At 69.8% G+C, this 23,985-nt stretch carries 21 protein-coding genes and 1 pseudogene; 12 read left to right on the forward strand and 10 right to left on the reverse strand.

The annotated features are described in order from the left end of the window. Window positions 1-45: 45 nt before the first annotated feature. Window positions 46-792 (forward strand): helical backbone metal receptor, encoded by a 747-nt coding sequence (locus ACFKCF_RS43330; RefSeq protein WP_394501204.1) that lies wholly within the window; start codon window positions 46-48, stop codon window positions 790-792. Between the two features lie 4 nt (window positions 793-796). Here ACFKCF_RS43330 and ACFKCF_RS43335 read toward each other — a convergent pair whose 3' ends face one another. The 4 genes from ACFKCF_RS43335 to ACFKCF_RS43350 are packed head-to-tail and all read right to left on the reverse strand — an operon-like array spanning window position 797 to window position 5,062. Further along, window positions 797-1,954, reverse strand: coding sequence for an ROK family protein (locus tag ACFKCF_RS43335; protein ID WP_394501205.1), 1,158 nt, complete (start codon window positions 1,952-1,954; stop codon window positions 797-799). Between the two features lie 3 nt (window positions 1,955-1,957). Further along, window positions 1,958-2,803 carry a carbohydrate ABC transporter permease gene (locus ACFKCF_RS43340; protein WP_394501206.1) on the reverse strand — a complete coding sequence of 282 codons (846 nt, stop codon included), beginning with the start codon at window positions 2,801-2,803 and terminating at the stop codon, window positions 1,958-1,960. Next, on the reverse strand, window positions 2,790-3,698 hold the full coding sequence (locus tag ACFKCF_RS43345; RefSeq protein ID WP_394501207.1) for a carbohydrate ABC transporter permease: 909 nt from the start codon (window positions 3,696-3,698) through the stop codon (window positions 2,790-2,792). Before ACFKCF_RS43345 ends, ACFKCF_RS43340 begins: the two co-directional genes overlap by 14 nt. Beyond that, on the reverse strand, window positions 3,695-5,062 hold the full coding sequence (locus ACFKCF_RS43350) for an ABC transporter substrate-binding protein (protein ID WP_394501208.1): 1,368 nt from the start codon (window positions 5,060-5,062) through the stop codon (window positions 3,695-3,697). The genes ACFKCF_RS43345 and ACFKCF_RS43350 overlap by 4 nt, the downstream gene beginning before the upstream one ends. Before the next feature lie 378 nt (window positions 5,063-5,440). Between ACFKCF_RS43350 and ACFKCF_RS43355 the strand changes: the two genes are divergently transcribed. From ACFKCF_RS43355 to ACFKCF_RS43365, 3 genes and pseudogenes are all read left to right on the forward strand, one after another. Beyond that, window positions 5,441-6,469: a zinc-binding alcohol dehydrogenase gene (locus tag ACFKCF_RS43355; protein ID WP_394501209.1), complete on the forward strand. Its 1,029-nt coding sequence runs from the start codon at window positions 5,441-5,443 to the stop codon at window positions 6,467-6,469. Window positions 6,470-6,471: 2 nt separating this feature from the next. Continuing rightward, on the forward strand, window positions 6,472-7,257 hold the full coding sequence (locus ACFKCF_RS43360; protein WP_394501210.1) for a sugar phosphate isomerase/epimerase family protein: 786 nt from the start codon (window positions 6,472-6,474) through the stop codon (window positions 7,255-7,257). Then, window positions 7,254-8,432 (forward strand): annotated as a pseudogene (locus tag ACFKCF_RS43365) (hypothetical protein); the annotation flags it as partial. The gene ACFKCF_RS43360 and the pseudogene ACFKCF_RS43365, both read left to right, overlap by 4 nt. A 9-nt stretch (window positions 8,433-8,441) precedes the next feature. On the opposite strand, the gene ACFKCF_RS43370 reads toward ACFKCF_RS43365, so the two are convergent. Together ACFKCF_RS43370 and ACFKCF_RS43375 are read right to left on the reverse strand one after the other, a co-directional pair. After that, window positions 8,442-9,500, reverse strand: a complete 1,059-nt coding sequence (locus ACFKCF_RS43370) for a zinc-binding alcohol dehydrogenase (protein WP_394501211.1) — start codon at window positions 9,498-9,500, stop codon at window positions 8,442-8,444. Window positions 9,501-9,549: 49 nt separating this feature from the next. After that, window positions 9,550-10,593: a Gfo/Idh/MocA family protein gene (locus ACFKCF_RS43375; RefSeq protein WP_394501212.1), complete on the reverse strand. Its 1,044-nt coding sequence runs from the start codon at window positions 10,591-10,593 to the stop codon at window positions 9,550-9,552. Window positions 10,594-10,722: 129 nt separating this feature from the next. Between ACFKCF_RS43375 and ACFKCF_RS43380 the strand changes: the two genes are divergently transcribed. Beyond that, complete coding sequence (locus ACFKCF_RS43380) at window positions 10,723-11,673, forward strand: glucosyl-3-phosphoglycerate synthase (protein ID WP_394501213.1); 951 nt, start codon at window positions 10,723-10,725, stop codon at window positions 11,671-11,673. Then, window positions 11,670-12,785, forward strand: coding sequence for a glycosyltransferase (locus ACFKCF_RS43385; RefSeq protein ID WP_394501214.1), 1,116 nt, complete (start codon window positions 11,670-11,672; stop codon window positions 12,783-12,785). Before ACFKCF_RS43380 ends, ACFKCF_RS43385 begins: the two co-directional genes overlap by 4 nt. Window positions 12,786-12,855: 70 nt before the next feature. Here the strand turns inward: ACFKCF_RS43385 and ACFKCF_RS43390 are convergent, their stop codons facing one another. Next, window positions 12,856-13,650 (reverse strand): universal stress protein, encoded by a 795-nt coding sequence (locus ACFKCF_RS43390; RefSeq protein ID WP_394501215.1) that lies wholly within the window; start codon window positions 13,648-13,650, stop codon window positions 12,856-12,858. A gap of 78 nt (window positions 13,651-13,728) precedes the next feature. Between ACFKCF_RS43390 and ACFKCF_RS43395 the strand changes: the two genes are divergently transcribed. Together ACFKCF_RS43395 and ACFKCF_RS43400 are read left to right on the forward strand one after the other, a co-directional pair. Beyond that, window positions 13,729-14,031, forward strand: a complete 303-nt coding sequence (locus tag ACFKCF_RS43395) for a hypothetical protein (protein ID WP_394501216.1) — start codon at window positions 13,729-13,731, stop codon at window positions 14,029-14,031. 77 nt (window positions 14,032-14,108) lie between these two features. Then, the gene (locus ACFKCF_RS43400) at window positions 14,109-14,672 is read left to right on the forward strand and encodes a phosphatase PAP2 family protein (protein WP_394501217.1); all 564 of its coding nucleotides are present in this window, start codon (window positions 14,109-14,111) and stop codon (window positions 14,670-14,672) included. On the opposite strand, the gene pip is transcribed toward ACFKCF_RS43400, so the two are convergent. Continuing rightward, a complete protein-coding gene (gene pip, locus ACFKCF_RS43405) occupies window positions 14,626-15,597 on the reverse strand; it encodes a prolyl aminopeptidase (RefSeq protein WP_394501218.1) in 972 nt (323 codons plus the stop codon). The genes ACFKCF_RS43400 and pip overlap by 47 nt on opposite strands. Window positions 15,598-15,641: 44 nt before the next feature. Between pip and ACFKCF_RS43410 the strand changes: the two genes are divergently transcribed. After that, complete coding sequence (locus ACFKCF_RS43410; RefSeq protein ID WP_394501219.1) at window positions 15,642-16,553, forward strand: threonine/serine dehydratase; 912 nt, start codon at window positions 15,642-15,644, stop codon at window positions 16,551-16,553. Here ACFKCF_RS43410 and ACFKCF_RS43415 read toward each other — a convergent pair. Together ACFKCF_RS43415 and mscL are read right to left on the reverse strand one after the other, a co-directional pair. Beyond that, a complete protein-coding gene (locus ACFKCF_RS43415; RefSeq protein WP_394501220.1) occupies window positions 16,550-17,122 on the reverse strand; it encodes a hypothetical protein in 573 nt (190 codons plus the stop codon). The genes ACFKCF_RS43410 and ACFKCF_RS43415 overlap by 4 nt on opposite strands. A gap of 75 nt (window positions 17,123-17,197) precedes the next feature. After that, window positions 17,198-17,617, reverse strand: a complete 420-nt coding sequence (gene mscL / locus ACFKCF_RS43420; RefSeq protein WP_394501221.1) for a large conductance mechanosensitive channel protein MscL — start codon at window positions 17,615-17,617, stop codon at window positions 17,198-17,200. 193 nt (window positions 17,618-17,810) lie between these two features. Here mscL and glgX point away from each other — a divergent pair, with 193 nt between their 5' ends. Genes glgX through treZ form a run of 3 tightly spaced genes read left to right on the forward strand, consistent with a single transcriptional unit; the run spans window position 17,811 to window position 23,737 of the window. Then, window positions 17,811-19,904, forward strand: coding sequence for a glycogen debranching protein GlgX (gene glgX / locus ACFKCF_RS43425; protein ID WP_394501222.1), 2,094 nt, complete (start codon window positions 17,811-17,813; stop codon window positions 19,902-19,904). After that, window positions 19,897-22,026: a malto-oligosyltrehalose synthase gene (gene treY / locus ACFKCF_RS43430; RefSeq protein WP_394501223.1), complete on the forward strand. Its 2,130-nt coding sequence runs from the start codon at window positions 19,897-19,899 to the stop codon at window positions 22,024-22,026. The genes glgX and treY overlap by 8 nt, the downstream gene beginning before the upstream one ends. Next, entirely contained in the window at window positions 22,016-23,737 is a 1,722-nt protein-coding gene (gene treZ, locus ACFKCF_RS43435; protein ID WP_394501224.1) for a malto-oligosyltrehalose trehalohydrolase, read from the forward strand. The genes treY and treZ overlap by 11 nt, the downstream gene beginning before the upstream one ends. The last annotated feature ends 248 nt before the right edge of the window (window positions 23,738-23,985 follow it).

Consider the following 23,985-nt stretch of genomic DNA (forward strand, 5'->3'; position numbering starts at 1 on the left):
ATACCGACATTCACTGCCGAATACCCGCCGATCTAGGCTGCTGTTGTGGACGACACCGGCGTGCCCGTGAAGATTCCCGAGACCGTGCGGCGGATCGTGTCCCTGGTGCCGTCGCTGACCGAGTCGGTGGCGGCGACCGTGCCGGAGGCGCTGGTCGGGGCGACCGACTGGTGCTCGCACCCGGCCGGCCTGGACGTGACCAGGGTCAGGGGCACCAAGAACCCCGACCTCGACGCGATCAGAGGGCTCCGGCCCGACGTGGTCCTCGCCAACGCCGAGGAGAACCGCGCGCCCGACGTCGAGGCCCTGCGCGAGTCGGGCATAGCGGTCTGGGTGACGAAGATCGAGACCCTCGATCAGGCTTTCGTGTCGCTGGACCGCATGTTCCGGGCGGCGTGCCGTACCGGACGTCCCGGGTGGCTGGACGCGGCGGAGGAGGCGTGGCGCGCGCCCGTGGAAGGGGCGCGGCGCACGGCCGTCGTCCCGATCTGGCGGCGGCCGTGGATGGTGGTGGGGCGCGACACGTTCACCGGGGACGTGCTCAGGCGCCTCGGCGTGGACAACCTCTACGCCGGCCACGAGGAGCGCTACCCCAAGATCCCCCTGCCCGAGCTGGTCGAGCGGCGGCCCGACCTGGTGGTGCTGCCGGACGAGCCGTACGCGTTCTCGGAGACGGACGGCCCCGAGTGCTTCCCCGGGCTCGCCTGCGCGCTGGTCAGCGGGCGGCTGCTCACCTGGTACGGCCCCTCGCTCGTGGAGGCGCCCGCCCTGCTGCGGAGCGCTCTTGGCTGAAGAATCACCGGGCCCGTAGGCGCCCCGCGGCCAGGGCGGCGTCCACCGAGGCGGGGGAGAGCACGTGCTCCATGACGATCACCGCCATCCCGACGATCCCGGCGCGGTCCTCGAGCGAGGTGGGCACGATCTCCAGGTTCCTGGTCGTGTACGGCAGGCTGTGCCGATAGACGATCTCCCTGATCCCCGTCAGATAGTGCTCCCTGGTCTCCGCCATGTCCCCGGCCAGCACCAGCACGCCCGGATTGAGCAGGCTGACCGCGGTGGCCAGCACCAGGCCCAGCGTGCGCCCCGCCTCCTGGGTGCGGGCGATGGCCGTCGGATCGCCCGCCTGCACGAGGCGTACGACGTCGCGGCTGGACCCCTGGCCCAGGTCGGTGGCCAGGGCGTGGCCGCTGGCCAGCGAGGCCACGCAGCCGCGCGAGCCGCACGTGCAGACCCGGTCGTCGTGCTCGTTCAGCCGCACGTGCCCGATGTTGCCGGCGGCCTCCTCGACGCCCCGGTAGATCTGCCCGTCGAGCACGATCCCGGTGCCGATCCCGGTCGAGACCTTGATGAGGATGAGCGAGTCCGTCTCGCGCCACGACGACCACCACTCGCCCAGCGCCATCGCGTTGGCGTCGTTCTCCACCAGGATGGGCACGTCGTAGGTCGCCCCGATCGCCTCGCCCACCGGATAGCCGTCCCACCCGGGCATCAGGAACGACCTGATCATCCGCCCGGTGTTGTGGTCCACGGAGCCGGGCAGGTCCAGCCCGATGCCGCACACGTCGCTCGGCGGCCGCCCGGCCCGGTCGAGCAGCCGCTGGAACGCCTCCCGCACCCACGACAGGACCGCCTCGGGGCCGAGCTCGATGCGCATCTCGGTGCGCTCCTCGGCCAGGGGGTTGGCGGCCAGGTCGGTGAGCGCGACGCCGGCGTGGCTGGCGCCCAGGTCGGCCACCAGCATCAGGCGCCGGCCGGCGTCCACGTCGAGCACCGAGGGCGGTCGCCCGCCCCCGGAGGCCCCGACGCCGGACTCGTGGATGTACCCGGCGTCGATGAGCCGGTCGACCCGGTCGGTGATCGTCGACCGGGACAGGCCGGTGTACTCGATCAGTTCTTTGCGCGTACGGCAGGTGCCATGGCGGATGAGCTGGAGGATCTGCCCTGCCGTCAGCATGGTCTATCCCTTCTCTGCTCCTGCCGTGAGGCCCTCCGTCAGCAGCCGCTCACTGGCGAAGAACACGATCACGATGGGCAGCGTGAGCACCACCGAACCTGCCATCAGGACCGTCGTAGGGATCTCTATGCTCCCCGCCAGCTGCGAGAGGCCCAGGGACACCGTCCAGCTCTCCCGCTTCTCCACGAGGAAGAGCAGGGCGAACAGGAACTCGTTCCACGCGATCATGAACGCGTAGAGGCCGGTCGCCATCAGCGCGGGCTTGGACAGCGGCAGCACCACGCGCCAGATGGTCGAAAGCCTCGTGCACCCGTCGATCGCGGCCGCTTCCTCCACGCTTTGCGGCACGGTCTCGAAGTAGTTGCGGAGCATGTATACCGTGACGGGCACGGTTTGCGCGATATACACGAGGATCAGTCCGAAAAGGGATCCGCGTAGCCCGAGCATCGTGAAGAGCACGAACAGGGGGATGGCCAGCACGATCGCCGGAAACAGGTAGACCGCCAGGAAGAGGAAGTGCACCTGCCGCCGCCCGAAGAAGCGCAGCCGCGCGACCGCGTACGCGCCCGGGATCGAGATCAGCAGCGTGACCGCCACCGAGGCGAGGGCGACGATCGCGCTGCTTCTGAGGAAGCTCAGGAAGCCCTGTCTGGTCAGCACGTCCACGTACGTGTCCAGGGTGAAGCCGCGCGGCCAGAGCGAGCCCGGCTCCAGGATCAGCTCCTGGATGTCGCGCACGGACAGCATCACCATGTAGAAGAACGGGAACGCCGTCATCAGGAAGAGCACCCCGATGACCAGCGGCTTCAGCACCCGGAAGAGGATCCGCTCGAACCTATCTCTGCTCACCTTCACCCCCGCCGAAGAACCGCAGGTAGATGGCCAGGAACACGACCAGGAAGACCGCCAGCACGATCGCCTGCGCGGCCGAGGCGCCGATGTCGTCGCGGGCGGTCAGGAAGTTGTAGACCCGCACGCTGACCACCTCGGTCCCGGCCCCGCCGCCGGTCAGCAGGTAGACGTCGTCGAACTTGGTGAACGTGAACACGAACCGCAGCACCGACAGCAGCGCGATGATCCGCCAGAGCTGCGGCATGATCACGTATCGGAACCGCTGGGTCGGCGTGGCCCCGTCCACGACCGCGGCCTCGTCCAGCTCGGCGGGCAGCGCCTGCAGCCTGGCCAGGATGAACAGGAACGCGAACGGGAAATACCGCCACGCCTCGAACGCGATCACCGTGAACAGCGCCACCGGCACCTGCACGCCCAGGAGCTCGCCCTTGGCCTGGGTGAGGAACGCGATCGGCTCGTGGAGCCAGGTGTTGACGATGCCGTACTGGGGGTTGAGCATCGTCTCCCACAGGAACGCCACGGCCACGACGGGCGCCACGTACGGGATCAGGATGGAGGCCCTGACGAGGGTCCGCCCCCTGAACCTGTCGCGCAGCGCCAGCGCCGCCACGAGCCCGATCGCGATCGACAGCGCGGTCCCCGCGACGGTGTAGACGAGCGTGTTGACGAGGGACGACCAGAAGCCGGGCTCGGAGACCACGTACGAGAAGTTCTCCAGCGTGTAGTGGCCGAAGATGCCCACCCGGCGGATGTTGATCAGCCGCGCGTCCTGGAACGCCAGCATGATCGCCCACAGCAGTGGCAGCACCACCACGACCAGCGTGATGACGAGCGTCGGCGAGATGAGCGCCAACCCCGCCCGCCCCTCCTGCTGCCTTAAGGTGCGGGTCACTGGCGGATACCCCGCTTGATCGTCTCCACGTCGGCCTTGGCCTGGGCGGCGGCGGCCTGCGGGGTCAGGGAGCCGTCCACGACCGCGCTGAGCGCCTTGGGCACGGGCAGCTCACCCATGGTGGCGCCGACCAGCTTGCCCTGCCCCTGCGGGATGCCCCAGCGGGCGAAGGTGTCCGGGCTCTTGCGCAGGGCGTCCAGCACGTCGGCCGGGTAGATGTCGGCCAGCGGCTTCTTGGAGTCGACGCCGGCGGGCAGCTTGTTCCACTTGTCCTCGAAGCCCTTGCGGGTCGGGAACTTGCCCTCGGGCGCCATGCCGATCCAGCGCTCGTAGCCCTCGTTCATCATGTAGGCGATGAACTTCGCCGAGGGGTCCTTGGCGGCGTCACGGGTGACCGCCCAGGAGACGATCTCGCCGTACTGCGCGGGCGCGCTCCCGTCGGGCCCCTTCAGTGCGGTGACCACGCCGGTGTTCTCGGCCAGCCACTCGGGGTCGGCGCGGCACTCCTGGCAGCTCGGCAGCGCGTCCTTACGGAGCCCGGCCAGCTCGTCGAGGATGAACGACGACCAGATCGTCATGGCCGCCTTGCCGGAGAAGTAGGTGGCCCGGGTGGAGTCGACGTCCTGCTTGCCCTTGACGGAGTAGTCCTTGGCGAGCTTGGCGTAGAACTCGAACGCCTTCACGCACTGCGGCGAGTCAAGGGCGACATTTCCGGAATTGTCGACGAGTTGGCACCCGTTCGCGAGCGCGACGTGCTCGAAGCTCTGCGCGGTGAACGAGTCCTTCGGCGCGATCGCCAGCGTGATGCCCGCGACCCCACCCGTGTTGAGCTTGGCGGCCGCCGCCTCCAGCCGCTCGTACGTGTCGGGCGGCTGCAGCCCGGCCTTGTCGAACAGATCCTTGCGGTAGAGGATCAGCTGCGCCCACCCGTCGCTCGGCACCGCGAGCAGCTTCCCGCCCGAGCTGTCGAGCTCCAGGGCCCGCGGCGAGAAGGAGTCCCGGCCGAGCTGGTCGACGACCTTGCCCGGGGTCTCGGTGTCGAGCAGGTCGTTGGCCTCCAGCTCGCGCACCGCCGCCAGCGGCAGCGCGCCGATCACGTCAGGCAGGTCGCCGGCCGCGGCGGCGGCCGTCACGGCCTGGCTGAACTGGTCCTCGGCCATGGCGACCAGCTTCACCTGGATCCCGGTCTTCTTGGTGAAGTCGGCGGCGATCTGGTTCTGTACGGCCATCCGGTCGTTGAGGTTCTCTTCGGTCCAGACGGTGATCTGGTTGCCGGCGGACGACTCGCCACCGTCGCCGCACGCCGCCAGCGAGGCGGTGGCCAGCAGCGCGACGGAGAGGACGGCGGTTACCTTCTTCGGCATGGCACGCTCCTCCGGTTCGGGGATATGCCGCCCTTACCCTCGTCATGACCTCGGCAACGTTCGGTAGTCGATAACGAGACCGGTCTGTACCCACTCCGTGCCTACACCGCCAAAAATGGATCTTTGGCGCAAAAGATCTACTTTGGGGGTATTTCGGTCATCCGGAGGTCACTGCAGTAGCTAGAAAGCCCAGGTGTTCGGCCTGGTAGGCGATGTCGGTAAGGTCACTTTCCGGAAGACACGCTGCCAGAAACCCCAATTTCACCAGCCGCCCCCGGCGGAAGTCGTAGACTTAAGAGTGTTACGAGCGCAACTATCGTATGCAAACAAGTACTAAAGCTTTGACTTTTGTTTGATCATTAAGCGTAAGTGTGGGGAATGCGCGTCATCACGTTCGAGCAGCCAGGCCGTGTCCGCGTCAGCCTGGAATCGCCAGCCGACCTGGCGCCGGGATCCGTACGAGTCCGTACGATCTACTCCGGCGTCTCGGCGGGCACGGAGCTCACCGCCTATCGCGGCACAAATCCATATCTCACCCGCCATTGGGACACCGAGCGCCGGCTCTTCGTCGATGGCCAGACCCACGCCTACCCGCTGACCGGCTGGGGCTACCAGGAGGTCGGCGAGGTCGTCGAGGCCGCGCCCGACGTCGCCGACCCGCCGGTGGGCAGCATCGTGTGGGGCATCTGGGGCCACCGCGCCGAGGCCGTCGTGCCGGCCGAGAAGCTGGTCGGGCACGTGATGCCGCCCGGCGCCGACCCGCTGACCGGCGTGTTCGCCCGGGTCGGGGCCATCGCGCTCAACGCGGTGCACGCCGCCGACGTGCACCTCGGCGACCAGATCGCGATCTTCGGCCAGGGTGTCATCGGGCTGCTCGCCACCCGCCTGGCCGTGCTGAGCGGCGCCCGGGTGGTCGCGGCGGACGCCATCCCCGACCGGCTGGAGCTGGCCAGGAGGTTCGGCGCGGCCGAGGTGTTCGACGTGCGCTCCGGGTCGGTGGCCGAGTTCATGCGCAAGCGCATCGAGGGCGCCGACACCGTCATCGAGCTGAGCGGCACCCACCAGGGCCTGCACGAGGCCATCAGGACCGTGCGCAAGGGCGGCAGGGTCGTGGCCGCCGGCTTCTACCAGGGCGACGGCGTCGGGCTGCGGCTGGGCGAGGAGTTCCACCACAACCAGGTCCAGCTCGTCTCCTCCCAGATCGGCGGCGTGGCCTCCTGGCTGGCGCACCGGTGGGACGTCGAGCGCCTGCAGCGCACGTTCATGGCGCTCGTGCACGAGGGCCAGATCGAGGTCGGCGACCTGATCAGCCACGTCGTCCCCGTCGAGAGGGCCGCGCAGGCCTTCGACCTGATCGACAAGCACCAGTCCGAGGTGCTCCAGCTCGTCTTCACCTTCGAGGAGTGACAGTGAAGCTCGCCGTACAGGAGCAGCTTCTGCCCGGCCGCACGCTGCAGGAGAAGTTCGCGTTCGCGCTCGATGCCGGGTTCGACGCCATCGAGCTGCGCGGCAAGGGCGATTTCCACTTCGCGGGCCGCCTGACGGAGCTCAAGCGGGCGCGGGCCGACGGCGTGGTCATGCCGACGGTGTGCGTGGACATGCCGCACTTCATCGGCGACTTCGACCCGGCCAAGCGCAAGGACGCCATCCAGCAGCTCAGGTCGCAGCTCACGGTGATCGCCGAGCTCGGCGGCATCGGCGTCATGACGCCCGCCTCCTGGGGGCAGTTCTCGCTGCGGCTGCCGCCGTTCGAGCCGCCGCGCAGCGCGGAGCAGGACCGTGAGGTGCTGACCGAGGCGCTCGGCATCCTGGGCGAGCACGCGCAGCGCAACGGCGTGCTGATCATGCTCGAACCCCTCAACCGGTACGAGAACCACATGGTCAACACCCTGGCCGAGGCCGTCTCCTACTGCTCGATGGACTCGATCAGGATCGTCGGCGACACCTACCACATGAACATCGAGGAGGACGACCCCTGCCGCTCGCTGGTCGAGGCCGCCCCCTACCTCGCGCACATGCAGATCAGCGAGTCCAACCGCAACCAGCCGGGCACCGGTCACATCGACTGGGGCGCGCAGCTGGCCACGCTCGACGCCGTCGGCTACGACGGCTACCTCGCCCTGGAATGCCGCCTGCGGGGCGAACCCGAGATCGTCCTCCCCCAGACCGCGGCCTTCGTCAGGAAATACCTATGACCCTTCGCGACGCTGTGCGTGTCCTGGTGGCCAACTGGGACGGCAGCTACACGGTCCCCTCCCGGCGCCTGTACCCGCACCAATGGAGCTGGGACTCCGCCTTCATCGCGATCGGCAACGCCCAGTGGTCGCCGCGCAGGGCCAGGATCGAGCTGCTCTCCCTGTTCGGCGCGCAGTGGCGCGACGGCAGGGTGCCGCACATCGTGTTCAACCCCGCGGTGCCCGAAGGGGCCTACTTCCCGGGGCCCGAGTTCTGGCAGGCGCACGCGCCGGGCGGGTCCGCGACCTCCGGCATCGTCCAGCCCCCGGTCCACGCGCTGGCCGCGTGGAAGACGCACCTGGCCGAGCCCGACCCGGCGTTCCTGCGCCGGATCTACCCCCGGCTCGTGGCCCAGCAGGAGTTCCTGCGCGCGGCCAGGCGCTCCCCTGAGGGGCTGATCTCGATCGTGCACCCCTGGGAGTCGGGCATGGACAACAGCCCGGCCTGGGACCTGCCGCTGCGGGCCGTACGGCCCGACAGCGTGGGCTTCGTCCGCAGGGACCTCGCCACGGTCAGCGCCGACGAGCGGCCCACCGACCGCGACTACGAGCGCTACGTCTCGCTCGCCCGCGCCTACCGCGACTCCGCCTACCGCGGCCCGGGGGAGTTCCAGGTCGAGTGCCCCCTGTTCAACGCCGCGTACGGCGTCGCCGAGTCGACGCTGGCCCGGATCGCGCAGGTGTGCGGCCTCGACCCCGAGCCGCACGAGCGCGAGGCGGCCGCGATCACCGACGCCATGGTCGAGCACCTCTTCGACGGCGGCCTCTTCCAGGCCCGCGACGTGCGCACGGGGCGGCTGCTCCACGCCGGCAGCACCGCCGGGCTGACCCCGCTCATGCTCCCGCACCTGCCGGACGAGGTCGCCGACGCGCTGATCGGCACCGCGCTCGACCGGTTCGCGCTCAAGGACGGGGCGCTGCCCAGCTACTCTCCCGCGGCGCCCGAGTTCGACCCGGCCCGCTACTGGCGCGGCCCGAGCTGGATCAACCTCACCTGGCTCGTCTGGCAGGGGCTCAAGGACCGCCGCCCCGACCTCGCCGCCCTGGTCGCCGAAGGGATGGTCAACGCGGTCGCGCGATCGGGCTTCCGCGAGTACTTCGACCCCTTCAGCCTGCACGGCCACGGCAGCCACGACTTCAGCTGGTCAGCCGCCCTCATCCTCGACGTGGTCGCTGAGCACGGCCTGGACGGTCTGCCGGCGTCTGGCCGCGAGATCGGACAGGAACCCCGGGGCCTCGGCGAACCCGACGACGTCGGTGATCACGTGCTCGCGTAGCCGCGAGCCGTACCGCCTGAGCAGGGAGATCGTCTCGTGCGAGAGCCGCTCCCGGTCCCAGGAGTGCGCCAGGCCGCGCGGCACCCGGCCGATCTGGGCGCAGCGCAGCGTCAGCCCGTTGTGGTGGAACTCCTCGCCCAGCCGCACCTCCTGCGCGCCCTGGGTGTAGAAGGCGAGGTCCACCAGCGTGCCCTGGGGGCGGAGCATCCTGAGACCGAGGGCCAGCGCCCTGGTCTGCCCGCGGCACTGGAACACCACGTCGGCGCCCCGGTCGTCACGGCCGTGCCGCCAGCGGCGCTTCAGGTCCACGGCGGGATCCTCGTCGGCGGCCAGGACGTTCGCGCCGAGCGCCGCCGCGATGGCCAGCCTGGCCGGGGTCTCGTCCACGACCACGACCTCGGCCGCGTCGCAGGCCATGGCGAAGCACGCCGTCAGCAGCCCCACCACGCCCGCTCCCACGACCGCGACCCGCCGCCCGCGCACGCCGTCACCGAGCCGCTGCACGGCCGGGCCGTGCAGGTCGTGCGCGGCGTGCAGGAGGCCGTTGGCGCAGATCGGGCCCATGTGGGCGACGTAGACGCCGAGCATGGGGTCGAGGTCGTCCGGCAGCTCCACGAACCGGTCGGCCATCGGGTCCGCCACGTACGCCGTGCGATGTCCGTAACACATCGCGACCAGCGCTCCCTCGCTCACCGCCCGTGTCCGCGTCTCGACCACCAGGCCGACCTGCATGTAGCCGATGCCGCGCACCGGGTAGGCGATCGACGGCGTGCCCTCGGTGAACAGCCCGAGCGCCGGGTCCCAGGTCGAGGACAGGTACGGGTTGGTGCCCTTGACGTAAGTCAGCTCGGTGCCCGCCGAGACCCCGCTGTGGGTGGTGGCCAGCATGAACCCACCCTTGGGAATGCCGGGCAACTTCTCCTCCACCAGGCAAACTTCCCCTGGCGCCTCAATACTCAGGACTGCGCCCATGGCCTCACTCCGTTCGGCGGCTCGGTCGCTGGGGTCCGTCGCCTTCCCTCGTCACTCTGGTCGCTTCGCTCCCGCCGTTCCTCAGTCCAGGCGACGGCGCTCCCTCGCTCCCATCCAGCACCACCGGCCTCCGTTCCGCCGCGGACTGTGCGAGGGCCAGCGCCAGGCGATGCGTCCGCAGCGCCTCCCCGTACGGTACGCGTACGTCGGCGTCCTTACCCTGCACCGCGTTGATGAACTCCCGGTCCACGCGCGTCTTCGCCAGGCCGTCGTCCTCGATCACCCGCTGGCCGTCCACCAGCAGCCGCGTCTCGCTGAGCTCCAGCGCGAGGCCGTCGGCGCACACCTCCAGCCCCACCCGGTGCTTCTGGGCGAGCAGGCAGGAGGTGGCCAGCAGCCCGGCCGCGCCGTCGGCGAAGCGCAGGACCGCCGCGGTGGCCCGGTCGACCTCGCCGTCGTTGTGGTTGACGGCGGGTACGGCGTGCACCATCGACACCTCGCCCACCAGGACCCGGGCGAGGTCCAGCACGTGGACCGCCTGCTCGACGATCTGGCCGCCCGACATGGTCGGGTTGAGCCACCAGGCGACCGGCGGCACCTTGTCCAGCCAGTGGCCCAGGGCGAGCCGTACGGGGCGCTCCGCGAGCAGGTCACGGGCGTGTTCGATGATGTCCAGATAACGCCAGTGATGGCCGACCGCCGTTGGCAGCGATCTTCGCTCGATTTCGGACGCGATGTTTTCTGCGGTTTGGAGGTCGAGCGAAAGGGGTTTTTCCACAAAAAACGGTAGATTACACGACAGAACATCATGTTCGGGGGTGCCGTGCGCGAAAGGAGGCACACAGACGTAAACAGCATCGAGACCGCCGGCGCTGAGTAGGTCGGCATGGTCACCATAGGCGGGGGCGCCGTGCCGGGAGGCCAAAGCCTCGGCCCTGTGGAGATCAATGTCGGCGATTCCCGCGATCGAGACATCTGGGAAGCCGGACAGTACATCTGCGTGGCGAGCGGCGACATTTCCGGCACCGATGATGCCGACGCGGGTCATTGGGGACACATTCCGGCATATGCCACATCTGATCGCCATCAAACAAAGAGGTTCAAAGGCGCATAGATCGGGCAGAAGTCGTGACCTCGTGAGATCGGGGCTTACTGCATGGAGAGAAACCTGCGAGCCTTGGCCAGAATCCAGGAGTGGTACGGTCCGCACTCGAGCACGGCAGCCGAGTGGCCGGTCGACGCCTTGATGCTGGCCAAGGGATCCACCACGGTAAGTGTCATCCTGCCTGCTCGTGACGAAGAGCGCACAGTGGGTGACATCGTCCGCGTGATCCACCGAGACCTCGTCGAACGGGTTCCGCTCGTCGACGAGATCCTCGTCGTCGACTCCAACTCGATCGACGCCACCGCCGAACGCGCCCGCGAGGCGGGCGCCCGCGTGGTGGCGCAGAACCAGGTGCTCTCCCACCTGCCGCCCTTGACGGGCAAGGGGGAGGCGCTGTGGAAGGGGCTGGCCGCCTCAAAGGGCGACATCGTCGTGTTCGTGGACGCCGACCTGCTCAACTTCGGCGCCCACTTCGTGTCCGGCCTGGTGGGGCCGCTGCTGGTGGACAGTGACATCAGCTTCGTCAAGGCGACCTACGAACGTCCGTTCACGGGCGAGGACGGCGTGGTCCGCCGCGCCGCCGGCGGCCGGGTGACCGAGCTGGTCGCCCGACCGTTGATCAACATGTTCTGGCCGGAGCTGGCCGGGTTCTCGCAGCCGCTCGGCGGCGAGTACGCGGCCAGGCGCGAGGTCCTGGAGCAGGTGCCCTTCGTCACCGAGTACGGCGTGGAGTTCGGCCTCCTCGTCGACCTGCTCCAGCTCGTCGGCCTGGACGCGATGGCCCAGGTGGACCTGGGCAGCCGTACGCACACGCACCAGTCGGTGGGCGCGCTCGGCCGGATGGCCGGGCAGATCATGCTCACCGCCTGGTCCCGCCTGGAGCGCCAGGGGCGCGTACTGGCGGCTCAGCGCCCCGCGCACACGATGCTGCAGTTCGGTATCGACGGGGCGGACCTGGTGGACGTGGCCGTGGCGGAGCGACCTCCGCTCGCCTCCCTCGTGCAAGAGGAGGATGTGGCATGAAAGTCCTGGTCAACGCGGGGCCGTGGCTCGCGGTCCCGCCCCCCGGCTACGGCGGGATCGAGAACGTCGTGGCCACGCTGGTGCCCGCGCTGCGCGAGCGCGGCGTGGAGGTCGTCCTGGCCTCCGTCGGGTCCAGCACGCTCGAGGTGGACGAGCTGATCAGCGTGTACGACGACGGCCAGTTCACCGAGTTGCAGAAGCCGTACAACCAGGTCATGGGCATCGCGCACGCCCACCAGGCCAGGGTGGTGGCCGAGCTGCGCGCCCGCGACGACATCGACCTCGTCCACGACCACGTCGAGGTGGTCGGGCCGGCGGTCCTGTCGGCGTTCGGCGGGCCGCCCGTCCTGCACACCCTGCACTGGGACCTGCGCAAGCATCCCGCGTTCTACGGCGCGTTCCCGCCGTCGATCGCGGTCAACGGCGTCTCGGAGTCGCAGCTCGCCCGGGCTCCCGACGCCCTGCGGGAGGCCTCGCTCGGGGCCGTCTACCTGGCCAGCCCGCTCGCCGACCGCGACCTGCGGGTCGATCGGGGCGAGTACCTGATGGTCATGGGCCGGATCTGCGGGCTCAAGGGCCAGCACGTGGCGGCCAGGATCTGCCAGAAGCTGGGGCTCCCGCTGGTCCTGGCGGGACCGGTAAGCGGCCGGAACACCCCCGCCGAGCTGGACGTCGTGGTCCAGAACCCGTACCACCCGCTGAACAGCCATCCGGACGTCCGCTACCACCTCGACCAGGTGTCCCGTTACCTCGACGGGGATCTGGTCAGGTGGGTCGGCGCCGTGGGCGGTGAGGCCAGGGACCAGCTCTACGCGGCGGCCAGGGCCGCGCTCTTCCCCATCCAGTGGGACGAGCCCGGTGGCACGGCCGTCGTCGAGGCGCTCGCGCTCGGGGTGCCGCCGGTCGGGCTGCGCCGCGGCTGCCTGCCCGAGATCATCGACCACGGCCGCACCGGCTTCCTGGCCGACTCCGAGGAGGAGCTGGCGGAGTGGGTGCTGCGGGTGGACGAGATCGACCCGGAGGAGTGCCGCAGAGAGGCCCGCCGCCGGTTCTCCCCATCCGTCATGGCGGAGCGCTACCTGGAGCTGTACGAGGCCACCACGGCCCGCTGACCTCGTGCCGCACTGAAGAGGCGCCCGAGCCGGATGGGGAGCCGGCTCGGGCGTCTCGGCGCGTCCGGTGTCAGGCGAAGCCGCGGGGGAGCACGATGACCGGGCAGGGCGAGGCCCGCAGCGCCTTCATGGCCAGCTCGCCCAGGAACACCCGGTGCGGCTGCGCGTCCTCGCTGGCCGCGCAGACCAGCAGCTCGCCCGGCAGCCACTCCACGTTCGCCAGCGCGGCGGCCACGTCGTGCCCCTCGGCCACCTCCGCCTCCGCCTCGATCCCGGTGGTCTCCCAGGCCAGCCGCACGGCCAGCGCGAGGTCGTCCCTGAGCTTGCCCGGATCGTCCGTGCGCAGGTCGAGGGTGATCAGCCGAAGCGGGATGCCCAGCCGCAGCGCCGCCTGCGCCACCCGTTCGACCGCCTCGTCGCACTGCGGCCGGTGCACGTACGCCAGCGTCAGGCGGCCTGGCCCGTCGACGGGGACGTACTGGGCGGGCACCAGCAGGACCGCCTCCGACGACAGGTGGAGCAGGTGGTTGGAGGTGGCGCCGATGGTGATGCGGCCGGGCTGGCCGCCGTCGGCCGAGCCGACCACGATCAGGTCGGCCCTGATGCGGCTGGCCAGCACCGACAGCCCGCGACCCGTGCCCCTGCTCTCGTACGCGAGATAGCCGGCGGGGATCGAGCCGAGCTCCTCCGCCGCGTGCGCCAGGTTGGCCTGCGCCTCCACCGCCAGCCCCGGGCTGCCCGGCGGGTAGATCGTGGCGACCGTGAGCTCGCCGCCGGTGAGCCGGCTGATCGCGGCGGCCAGGGCCAGGGCGTCGCGCCCGCCCGGGTCGTTCGTGTAGCCGACGATCACGTGCTCTCCGATCACGACTGCCCTCTTACCCGCTCTGAGCTGGGAATACGCGGCCTTGATCGGAACGTTGCAAACCATCGGAGGCGCAAAGAAGTGAAGATCACTCTTGACATCAGTTTCAACGGGGCCCGCGGTCCCGTCACGCTGCGTGAAGCGGTTCAGCAGCTCAGGGCGCGGGATCTGGCCTGCACGGTGGCCGCGGACGCCGTGGAGCAGAAGGTGACCGTCTTCTCGGCCTGCGTGGAGCGCGGGTTCACGCCGCTCCGCAGCGAGATCATGGCCGCCTACTACATCGCCGAGCGCGACGCCACCTCCGAGGCGTTCGACCGGGGGCTCATCACCAGGGCCGAGCTGGAGACGCAGCAGGCCGCCCTCGTGCGCCAGCTTCTTTCTTAGGACATTTCGCGACTTTTGGCCTTAGGGTCGAGGCATTTGACGGCGGGAGTTCGTAAGGTCGTGTCCATCGCCCATTCATGGATTGGACACACGTGTACCGCGACATCGTCGACTTCGCCCTGACCACGCCCGGGTGGCTGCACACCCTCGCCGAAGTCGGGACGGATGCCGGGTTATTCCTGTTCGTGGCGCTGTTCGTGGCGGCCGCGCTCCGGGCGTGGCGGGCTCCGGCCCGCGACCTGGCACTGGTGATCGCGGGTCCGGCCGGGGTGGTGTTCGCGTACGTCGTGAGCGAGGTCGTCAAGACCATCATCAGGGAGGACCGGCCGTGCCGGGGCGGGGTCACGACGATCTCCGCCTGTCCGCCCTCGGGCGACTGGTCCTTCCCCAGCAACCACTCGGTGATCGCGGCCGGGGCCGCCGCCACCCTCGTGCTCGCCTGGCGGGCGCTCGCGTGGGTGGTGCTGCCGCTGGCGGCGGTCATGGCGTTCTCCCGGGTCTTCGTGGGCGTGCACTATCCGCACGACGTGGCCGCGGGGTTCGTGCTCGGCCTGGCACTGGCGCCGCTGTTCGCACTGCTGCTGGTGGGGGCCGTCACCCCCGCGGTGCGGCTTGCGAGAACCCGTCTGTCGCCTCAATGAGCCGGTCCAGGATGCCCGGCTCGGTGAAGGCGTGCCCGGCGTCGTGGATCAGGTGGAAGTCGGCCTCGGGCCAGGCCTTGTGCAGGTCCCAGGCGGTGGCCGCGGGCGTGCAGGCGTCGTAACGGCCCTGCACGATCACGGCGGGGATGTGCCTGATCTTGTCGACGTCCCTGATGAGCTGCTCGGGCTCGAACCAGCCGCCGTGGTGGAAGTAGTGGTTCTCGATGCGGGCGAAGCAGACGGCCAGCTTGTCCTCGCCGAACTCCGCGACGAGCTCGGGGTCGGGCAGCAGCGTGATCGTGCCCGCCTCCCACTGCGCCCACGCCTTGGCCGCCGCCAGCCTGGCCTCCCCGTCCTGCCCTTCGAGCCGCCTGCGGAAGGCGGCCATGAGGTCCCCGCGCTCCTCGGCGGGAATGGGCGCGAGGAAGGACTCCCACCGGTCGGGGAACAGGTAGCAGGCGCCGTCCTGGTAGAACCAGTGCAGCTCCTGGGGCCGCAGCGTGAAGATCCCCCGCAGGATCAGCGCGGTCGTGCGGTCGGGGTGCCGCTGCGCGTACGCCAGGGCCAGCGCGCTGCCCCACGAGCCACCGAAGACCTGCCACCTGTCGATGCCGAGGTGCTCGCGCAGCTTCTCCATGTCGGCCACGAGGTGCCAGGTGGTGTTGGCCGCCAGGTCGGTGGCGGGGTCACTGGCGTGGGGCAGGCTGCGACCGCAGTTGCGCTGGTCGAACAGGACGATCCGGTAGCGCTCCGGGTCCCACTGGCGCCGGTGCTTGGCCGAGCACCCGCCGCCGGGGCCGCCGTGCAGCATGACAGCGGGCTTTCCCTCGGGATTGCCGCAGACCTCCCAATAGATCTGGTTGCCGTCTCCCACGTCGAGCAGGCCGGACTCGTAGGGTTCGATGGGCGGGTACAGCGTTCTCATGGTCTCCGATCCTGCCTCATTCTGGCGACCCGTAGGGTGATCGCATGGAGCTGGTGACGATCGACGACATTCGGACGGCGGCCGGGCGGATCAAGGGCGTGGCGGTGCGGACGCCGCTCATACGGATGGGCGAGGCGTGGGTGAAGCCGGAGAGCCTGCAGCCCGTCGGGGCGTTCAAGCTCCGGGGCGCGTACAACGCCGTGGCCTCGCTGCGGCCCGACGGCGTGGTGACGCACTCGTCCGGCAACCACGGGCAGGCCCTCGCCTTCGCGGCCAGGGAGTTCGGGGTGCCGTGCGTGGTCGTCGTGCCCGAGGGGACGCCCCGGGTGAAGACGGCGGCCATCGAGGGATGGGGCGGCGAGGTCGTCGTCGTGCCGCCCGAGCAGCGGGAGGTCGTGGCCGGGAAGCTGGCCGCGGAGCGGGGGCTGACGCTGGTGCCGCCCTACGACCACCGGGCGGTGATCGCGGGGCAGGGCACCGTCGGTCTGGAGATCGTCGAGGACCTGCCCGACGTCGAGGTGGTGCTCGTGCCGGTGGGCGGCGGAGGGCTCGCGTCGGGGGTCGGCACGGCGGTCAAGGCGCTGCGGCCCGACGTCCGGGTGATCGGGGTAGAGCCGGAGCTGGCCGCCGACGCCGCCGAGAGCCTGGCCGCCGGCCACCCCGTGGAGTGGGGGGCGGCCCGGACGTTCCGGACGATCGCCGACGGGCTGCGTACGGCGCTGTCCGAGCTGACCTTCGCGCACATCAGCCGCCGGGTCGACGAGATCGTCACCGTGTCGGAGGACGAGATCAAGGCCGCCATGGGGCATCTGGCGCGCTCGGCCCGGGTGGTGGCCGAGCCGAGCGGGGCGGTCACCACGGCGGCGCTGCTGTGCGGCCGGGTCGCGCCCGCGCGCACGGTGGTCGTGCTGTCCGGCGGGAACGTGGATCCCGAGCTGCTCAGGCAGGTGATCTAGGCCCACTCGTGGCGCGCGAGGAACGAGCGTTCGCCCGTGGCGTACTCGTTGAAGGCGGCCTGCACCTCCGCCAGCTCCGGCACCATCGTCCGGATGAGCGTGCCCTCTTTGTACTCCAGCTCGTAGCCGGGCGAAACCTGCAGGAAGTGCCGCCCGAAGTTGACCAGGGCCACGAACGGGTTCTGCGCCGACAGCGTGGCGAGGACGTCGTGGATCAGGCCGAGGTCGGGGTCGTGGACGACCATGCCGTCGCCCGTGTGGAGCTGCATGCCCTCGTAGACCCCCAGGGGTGCCACGTTGTGCACCAGGTCGCGCTGAGGGTCGTAGCAGACCAGCCCGTGCGCCCGCGCGACTGTGAACACCTGCGCGGACGTCTCGTCCATCGTGTCCAGGTCCATCGTCACCAGCACATGGCCGGGGTAGATCGTGACCTCCCCGGGCAGCTCCTTGGCGACGTCGGGTGCCTCCCCCGTCACAGGGGAGTCCCGCTTGACCGCCAGATAGGTGGCGCGGGCCTGGTCCCTGCTGATGGGCACCGGCTCGTCCCACACCATCAACTCAACGCTCATCGGTCCATCTTGACGGACAAGTACCGTACTCGCGCGACACGGCGCCCATGTGCCGGAAAGCCGTGCCGGACAAAGTTACGCGGGCTTCTCCGAATCCGGCACCAGCTCGACCGTGCAGGCGGCGCACCGCCGGGCCTCGGCGGGGATGTCGGTGAGGCATTCGGGGCACTGCTTGGTCGTGGCGTCCTTGTCCCGGTCGAACAGGCTGATCAGCCGGGTCATCGGGGCCACGATCAGCCAGTACACGACGGCGGAGACCACCATGAAGGTGACGAGGTGGTTGAGGAAGTCGCCGTACTTGAACCGGCTGCCGTTGACGGTGAAGGAGTAGTCGGCGAAGTTCGGCTGCCTGCCGCCGGTGACGGCGCCGATCAGCGGGGTGATCAGGTCGGAGACGAGCGCCTGCACCAGGCCGCTGAAGGTGGCGCCGATGATCACCGCCACGGCGAGTTCGACGATGTTGCCGCGAAGTAAGAACCTTTTGCAGCCGCCCATGGCACCACCACGTAGCCAGGATCGGCGCCGGCAAACCATGCTTTGGGGGTGGGCCGCCTCCGATACCGCGCCGTCGGGGACGGCTCACGCCGTTCAACTGGAATAACGACCTGGTGAGGGTGGGAAGGAACAAAGCGGCTTGTCCGGGTGAGCGGGGGAACGGAACATGGGGAGAGACCGCAAGGGAGCCTCGATGATCGAGATCTGGCCGGGAGACCCCTATCCGCTCGGGGCGACCTACGACGGTGCGGGGACGAACTTCTCGCTCTACACCGAGGTCGCGGACGCCGTCGAGCTGTGCCTGTTCGACGAGGACAACGTCGAGTCGAGGGTGCCGCTGACCGAGGTCGACGGGTTCATCTGGCACGGCTACCTGCCGGGGATCGGGCCGGGCCAGCGCTACGGCTACCGCGTCCACGGCCCGTACGACCCGGCGCGCGGGTTGCGCTCCAACCCGGCCAAGCTGCTGCTCGACCCGTACGCCATGGCCATCGAGGGCGACGTGACCTGGAACGAGGCGGTCTACGGCTACCGGTTCGGCCAGCCCGACACGCGCAACGACACCGACTCGGCCCCGTACGTGCCGCGGTCCATCGTGATCAACCCGTTCTTCGGGTGGGGGCACGACCGGCCGCCGGCGACGCCGTACCACGACACCGTGATCTACGAGGCCCACGTGCGGGGGCTGACGATCAGCCACCCCAAGATCCCCAAGCACCTGCGCGGCACGTACGCGGCGCTCGGCCACCCCGAGATCCTCGACCACCTCACCAAGCTCGGCGTCACGGCGCTGGAGCTCATGCCGGTGCACCAGTTCGTGACCGACCACATCCTGGAGCAGCGCGGCCTGTCCAACTACTGGGGCTACAACTCGATCGGGTTCTTCGCGCCCCACAACCGCTACTCCAGCCAGGGGCAGCGCGGCGGGCAGGTGCTGGAGTTCAAGGCCATGGTCAGGGCGCTGCACGAGGCGGGCATCGAGGTCATCCTCGACGTGGTCTACAACCACACCGCCGAGGGCAACCACCTCGGGCCCACGCTGGGCCTCAAGGGGATCGGCAACCCCGACTACTACCGCCTGGTCGACAACGACCCGCGCTACTACGTGGACACCACGGGCACCGGCAACAGCCTGCTCATGCGCTCGCCGCACGTCCTGCAGATGATCATGGACTCGCTGCGTTACTGGGTCATCGAGATGCACGTCGACGGGTTCCGCTTCGACCTCGCCTCGACGCTGGCCCGGGAGCTGCACGAGGTCGACCGGCTGAGCTCGTTCTTCGACCTGGTGCAGCAGGACCCGGTGCTGTCGCAGGTCAAGCTGATCGCCGAGCCGTGGGACGTGGGGCCGGGCGGCTACCAGGTCGGCAACTTCCCGTCGCGGTGGACGGAGTGGAACGGCCGCTACCGCGACACGATCCGCGACCTGTGGCGCGGGCAGCCGGCGACGCTGCCCGAGTTCGGGTCCAGGTTCACCGGGTCGAGCGACCTCTACCAGGACGACAGCCGCCGCCCCGCGGCCTCGATCAACTTCGTCACCTGCCACGACGGCTTCACCCTGCAGGACCTCGTCTCCTACAACGGCAAGCACAACGAGGCCAACAAGGAGGGCAACCGCGACGGCACCGACGACAACCGGTCCTGGAACTGCGGGGAGGAGGGCCCGGCGGGCGACACCGTCGAGGCGCTGCGCGAGCAGCAGAAACGCAACTTCCTCACCACGCTCTTCCTGTCGCAGGGCGTGCCGATGCTCTCCCACGGCGACGAGCTCGGCCGCACGCAGAAGGGCAACAACAACGGCTACTGCCAGGACAACGAGCTGACCTGGGTCGACTGGTCCGACGTGCGGGAGAACTGGCTGCTGCTGGAGTTCACGCAGAGCCTGGCCGCACTGCGCAAGCGGCACCCGGTCTTCCGCCGCAGGCGCTTCTTCTACGGCAAGCCGGTACGCGGGCTCAACGACATCGCCTGGCTCACGCCGTCCGGGGAGGAGATGACGGACGGCGACTGGAACGTCGGATACGCGAAGTCGCTGGCCGTGTTCCTCAACGGCGACGCCATCACCGAGCCCGACCGGCGGGGCCGCACGATCACGGACGATTCGTTCCTGGTGCTGTTCAACGCGCACTACGACATGATCAAGTTCACGATTCCCGAGGACTACGGCGAAATGTGGCACACGGAGATCGACACCGCCATGCCGATCATGCTCGACGTGCCGATCTGCCGCGGCGGGGAGGCCATCGAGGTGCCCGGACGCAGTGTGCGGGTGCTGCGCCGTGTCTAGGCCGGCCTCCACCTACCGGGTGCAGCTGACCCCCGACTTCGGCTTCGCGCAGGTGGCCGAGATCGCCGGCTACCTGCGCGACCTCGGCGTGAGCCACGTCTACCTGTCGCCGATCCTGCAGGCCACGCCCGAGTCGCGGCACGGCTACGACGTCACCGACCACTCCAGGATCAGGGAGGAGTTCGGCGGGGCGACGGGGTTCAGGGAGATGGCGCAGCAGCTCGCCGCCCATGACCTGGGCATCGTGGTGGACATCGTGCCCAACCACATGAACACGGTCAACGCGCAGTTCTGGTCGGTGCTCAAGGACGGGCCCGCCTCGCCGTACGCGAGCTGGTTCGACATCGACTGGCAGGACGGGAAGGTCGCGCTGCCCGTGCTCGGCGACGACACGGAGCCGTACGTGCACGGCGACGTGGTGCGGTACCACGGGCACACCTACCCCTATCCCGGCCACTACCGGCTGGTGGACTGGCGCGAGGGGCCCGGCTACCGGCGCTTCTTCGACGTGTCCTCCTTAATCGGCCTGCGGGTGGAGGATCCGGCGGTGCTGTTCGCCACGCACGAGGTGATCTTCTGGCTGCTCGACGAGGGGCTGGTGGACGGGCTGCGGATCGACCACCCCGACGGGCTGGCCGACCCGCGCGGCTACCTGGAACGGCTGCGCGCCAGAGTGGGCGAGACCTGGACCGTGGTCGAGAAGATCCTCATCGGGCCCGAGCGGCTGCCGGGCGACTGGGCCTGCGACGGCACCAGCGGCTACGACGTGCTCAACCGGGTGAACGGGCTCTTCGTCGATCCCGACGGCAAAGCTCCCCTCGTCCAGCTTTTTGCCGACATCACCGGGCAACCTTCCGAGTACCGGCCCGTGATGGCGCAGGCCAAGCGGGAGGTGATCGACCTGTTCTTCGGCGCCGAGGTCGCGCGCCTGGCCAGGGCCGCCGGGCAGGACCCCGCCGCCGTGCGTGAGCTGCTCGCCGCGATGCCGGTCTACCGCGCGTACGTGGTGCCCGGCGAGCCGCCGCCGCCCGAGTCCGTCGAGATCGTCGAGCTGGCCGCCGAGGCGTGCTCGCCCGCCGTGCTGCCGCTGGCCCGCGAGGTCCTGTACGGCTCGGACGAGGCGATCGTACGGTTCCAGCAGGCGTGCGGGCCCGTCATGGCCAAGGGTGTGGAGGACACGGCGCTCTACCGGTGGTATCCGCTGGCGTGCCTCAACGAGGTGGGCGGGGAGCCGGACGCGTTCGGGGTGGCGGTGGAGGACTTCCACGACTTCTGCGCGGAGCTGCGGCCGTACACGATGACCACGCTGTCCACGCACGACACCAAGCGGTCGGAGGACGTACGGGCGCGGCTGTCGGTGCTGTCGGAACTGCCCGAGGAGTGGGCCGCCGCGGTGGCGTCGTGGTCGGCCTCGGTGCGCTTCGACCCCCAGCTGGACTATCTGGCCTGGCAGAACCTCATGGCGGCCTGGCCGATCTCGGTCGAGCGGTTCACGGACTACCTGCTCAAGGCGGCGCGGGAGGCCAAGACCGCCATTTCCTGGATAAATCCGGATCCATCTTATGAGCGTGGGTTGCGGGAGTTTGCCGCTGCGGCGGTGCGGCAGCCGGTCGGCGAGTTCACCGCGCGGATCGAGCCCTACGCCATGTCCAACTCGCTCGGGGCCAAGCTCGTGCAGCTCATGATGCCCGGGGTGCCCGATGTGTACCAGGGCAACGAGACGACCGACTTCTCGCTGGTCGACCCGGACAACCGGCGGCCGGTGACGTACCCCCGCAAACCCGAGACCGCGTGGGACGCGGCCAAACTGCTGGTGACGACGCAGGCGCTGCGGCTGCGCCGCCGTCTCGGGGGAGCGGCGCCGTACCGGCCGCTGTGGGCGGAGGGGCCGGCGGCGTCGCACGTGATCGCCTTCGCCCGCGGGGAGCGGCCGCAGGCCGTCGCGGTCGCCACCCGGCTTCCCGCGCGTCTGGCCCGCTGCGGATGGGGCTCCACGTCCCTGACGCTCCCCGGCGGGACCTGGCGCGACCTGCTCACCGGCTGCCTCTACACGGGGCGGATCCCGCTCGCGCACCTGCTCGGTCAGTATCCGGTCTCACTGCTGGAGCGACATGATCTTTGAGGTCTGGGCACCGAAGGCCACGGCTGTCGAACTGTTTGCCGCGGGCGAACCTCACGCGATGTCGCGCGGGGAGAGGGGCTGGTGGTCGGTCGAGGTGGCGGGGGCCTCGCACGGCACGCGGTACGCGTACCAGGTGGACGGCGAAGGGCCGTACCCGGATCCGCGGTCGCGGCGGCAGCCGGAGGGGATCTTCGGGCCGAGCGCCGTGTACGAGCACGCTCGCTTCACGTGGTCCGACCACGACTGGAAGGGCCGCGACCTGCGGGGAGCGGTGATCTACGAGCTGCACGTGGGGACGTTCACGCCGGAGGGGACGTTCTCGGCGGCCATCGAGAAGCTGCCGCACCTGGTGGAGCTGTCGGTCGACTTCGTCGAGGTCATGCCGGTCGCGCCCGTGCCCGGGGGGCGGAACTGGGGTTATGACGGGGTGGACCTGTACGCGGTCAACGAGACGTACGGGGGGCCTGACGGGCTCAAGTCGTTCGTGGACGCGTGCCATCGGGCCGGGATCGGGGTCATCCTGGACGTCGTCTACAACCATCTCGGCCCGTCGGGGAACTTCCTGCACCCCTTCGCTCCCTATTTTTCCGGATTTAAGGGCAGCTATTGGGGCGATGCGGTCAATTTGGACGGGCCGGGCTCCGACGAAGTACGGCGGTACTTCGTCGGCAACGCGGTGCAGTGGCTGCGCGACTACCACATCGACGGGCTGCGGCTGGACGCCGTACACGCGCTGCACGACCGCCGCGCCGAGCACCTGCTGGCGGAGCTGTCGGCGGAGGTGGACGCGCTGGCCTGCTCGCTCGGCCGCCCGCTGTCCCTGATCGCCGAGTCCGACCTGAACGACCCGCGCATGGTGCGCTCGCTCGACGCCGGCGGCCTGGGCATGACCGCCCAGTGGTGCGACGACATCCACCACGCCCTGCACTGCGCGGTGAGCGGGGAGTCCCACGGCTACTACGCCGACTTCTCCTCCCTGCCGGCGCTGGCCAAGGTGCTGACCTCGGGAGTGCTCCACGACGGCACCTACTCCTCCTTCCGCGACCGCTCCCACGGCCGTCCCTTCACGGGCGTGCCCGGCCACCGGCTGGTCGCCTGCGTCCAGAACCACGACCAGATCGGCAACCGCCCCGGCGGCGACCGCCTGTCCGTCCCCGCTCTCAAGCTGGGCGCGGGCCTGCTGCTGACCTCGCCATTCACACCCATGCTCTTCATGGGGGAGGAGTGGGGGGCGCGCACGCCGTTCCTGTTCTTCTCCGATCACATGGAGCCCGCGCTGCGGGAGAGCGAGGCGGCGCGGCGGGAGCGGGAGTTCGAGGGATTCGGGTACGTCTGGGACGCGCCGGACCCGTCGGACGAGGACACGTTCCTGCGCTCGAAACTGGACTGGGGCGAGGTGAAGGAGGAGGAGCACTGGTCGCTGCTGTGCTGGTACCGCGACCTGATCGCCCTGCGCAAGGCGCTGCCCGAACTGTGCGACCCGCGTATGGACCGGGTCAGGGTGGAGGTGGATCCGCTGGGGAAGTGGCTGGTGATGTGGCGGGGGTCGCTGGCGGTGGCGGTGAACTTCGCCCAGGAGTCGGCCACGGTACCGGTGCCCTCCGGAACGGTGCTGCTGGCCTCGGACGATCCCGTCATGGCGGACGGCGACTCCTTGTGGCTCCCGGCCCAATCCATGGCCATCTGCAAACCTCATCCCCCTCGCCAGTAGGCGGGTTTGGTTGGCGGCGGGGGCGTAGGGCGTCAGGCGGGTTCTTCGGCGGGGCCGGTCACGCGGATGACTCTCGCTGACGTTCGGATCGCCCCTGCGGACACCCACCCCGGGACCGTCGTGCACGTCCCCACCCTCACAGGCAACCGGACCTGCGCCATTCTCCGCACTCCGGCACTCCGGACTCCGGCACTCCGGCACTCCGGACTCCGGCACTCCGGACTCCGGCACTCCGGCACTCCGGACTC

This window comes from Nonomuraea sp. JJY05 (genome assembly GCF_043496855.1).
Classification (GTDB): domain Bacteria; phylum Actinomycetota; class Actinomycetes; order Streptosporangiales; family Streptosporangiaceae; genus Nonomuraea.

What these genes read in the sequence shown, in the direction of transcription:
- ACFKCF_RS43335 (WP_394501205.1), bottom strand. Translation starts at nt 1,954, where the DNA reads ATGCTGACGGCAGGGCAGATCCTCCAGCTCATCCGCCATGGCACCTGC.
- ACFKCF_RS43350 (WP_394501208.1), bottom strand. Translation starts at nt 5,062, where the DNA reads ATGCCGAAGAAGGTAACCGCCGTCCTCTCCGTCGCGCTGCTGGCCACC.
- ACFKCF_RS43355 (WP_394501209.1), top strand. Translation starts at nt 5,441, where the DNA reads ATGCGCGTCATCACGTTCGAGCAGCCAGGCCGTGTCCGCGTCAGCCTG.
- ACFKCF_RS43375 (WP_394501212.1), bottom strand. Translation starts at nt 10,593, where the DNA reads ATGACCCGCGTCGGCATCATCGGTGCCGGAAATGTCGCCGCTCGCCAC.
- ACFKCF_RS43385 (WP_394501214.1), top strand. Translation starts at nt 11,670, where the DNA reads ATGAAAGTCCTGGTCAACGCGGGGCCGTGGCTCGCGGTCCCGCCCCCC.
- ACFKCF_RS43400 (WP_394501217.1), top strand. Translation starts at nt 14,109, where the DNA reads ATGGATTGGACACACGTGTACCGCGACATCGTCGACTTCGCCCTGACC.
- pip (WP_394501218.1), bottom strand. Translation starts at nt 15,597, where the DNA reads ATGAGAACGCTGTACCCGCCCATCGAACCCTACGAGTCCGGCCTGCTC.
- ACFKCF_RS43410 (WP_394501219.1), top strand. Translation starts at nt 15,642, where the DNA reads ATGGAGCTGGTGACGATCGACGACATTCGGACGGCGGCCGGGCGGATC.
- ACFKCF_RS43415 (WP_394501220.1), bottom strand. Translation starts at nt 17,122, where the DNA reads ATGAGCGTTGAGTTGATGGTGTGGGACGAGCCGGTGCCCATCAGCAGG.
- mscL (WP_394501221.1), bottom strand. Translation starts at nt 17,617, where the DNA reads ATGGGCGGCTGCAAAAGGTTCTTACTTCGCGGCAACATCGTCGAACTC.
- glgX (WP_394501222.1), top strand. Translation starts at nt 17,811, where the DNA reads ATGATCGAGATCTGGCCGGGAGACCCCTATCCGCTCGGGGCGACCTAC.
- treZ (WP_394501224.1), top strand. Translation starts at nt 22,016, where the DNA reads ATGATCTTTGAGGTCTGGGCACCGAAGGCCACGGCTGTCGAACTGTTT.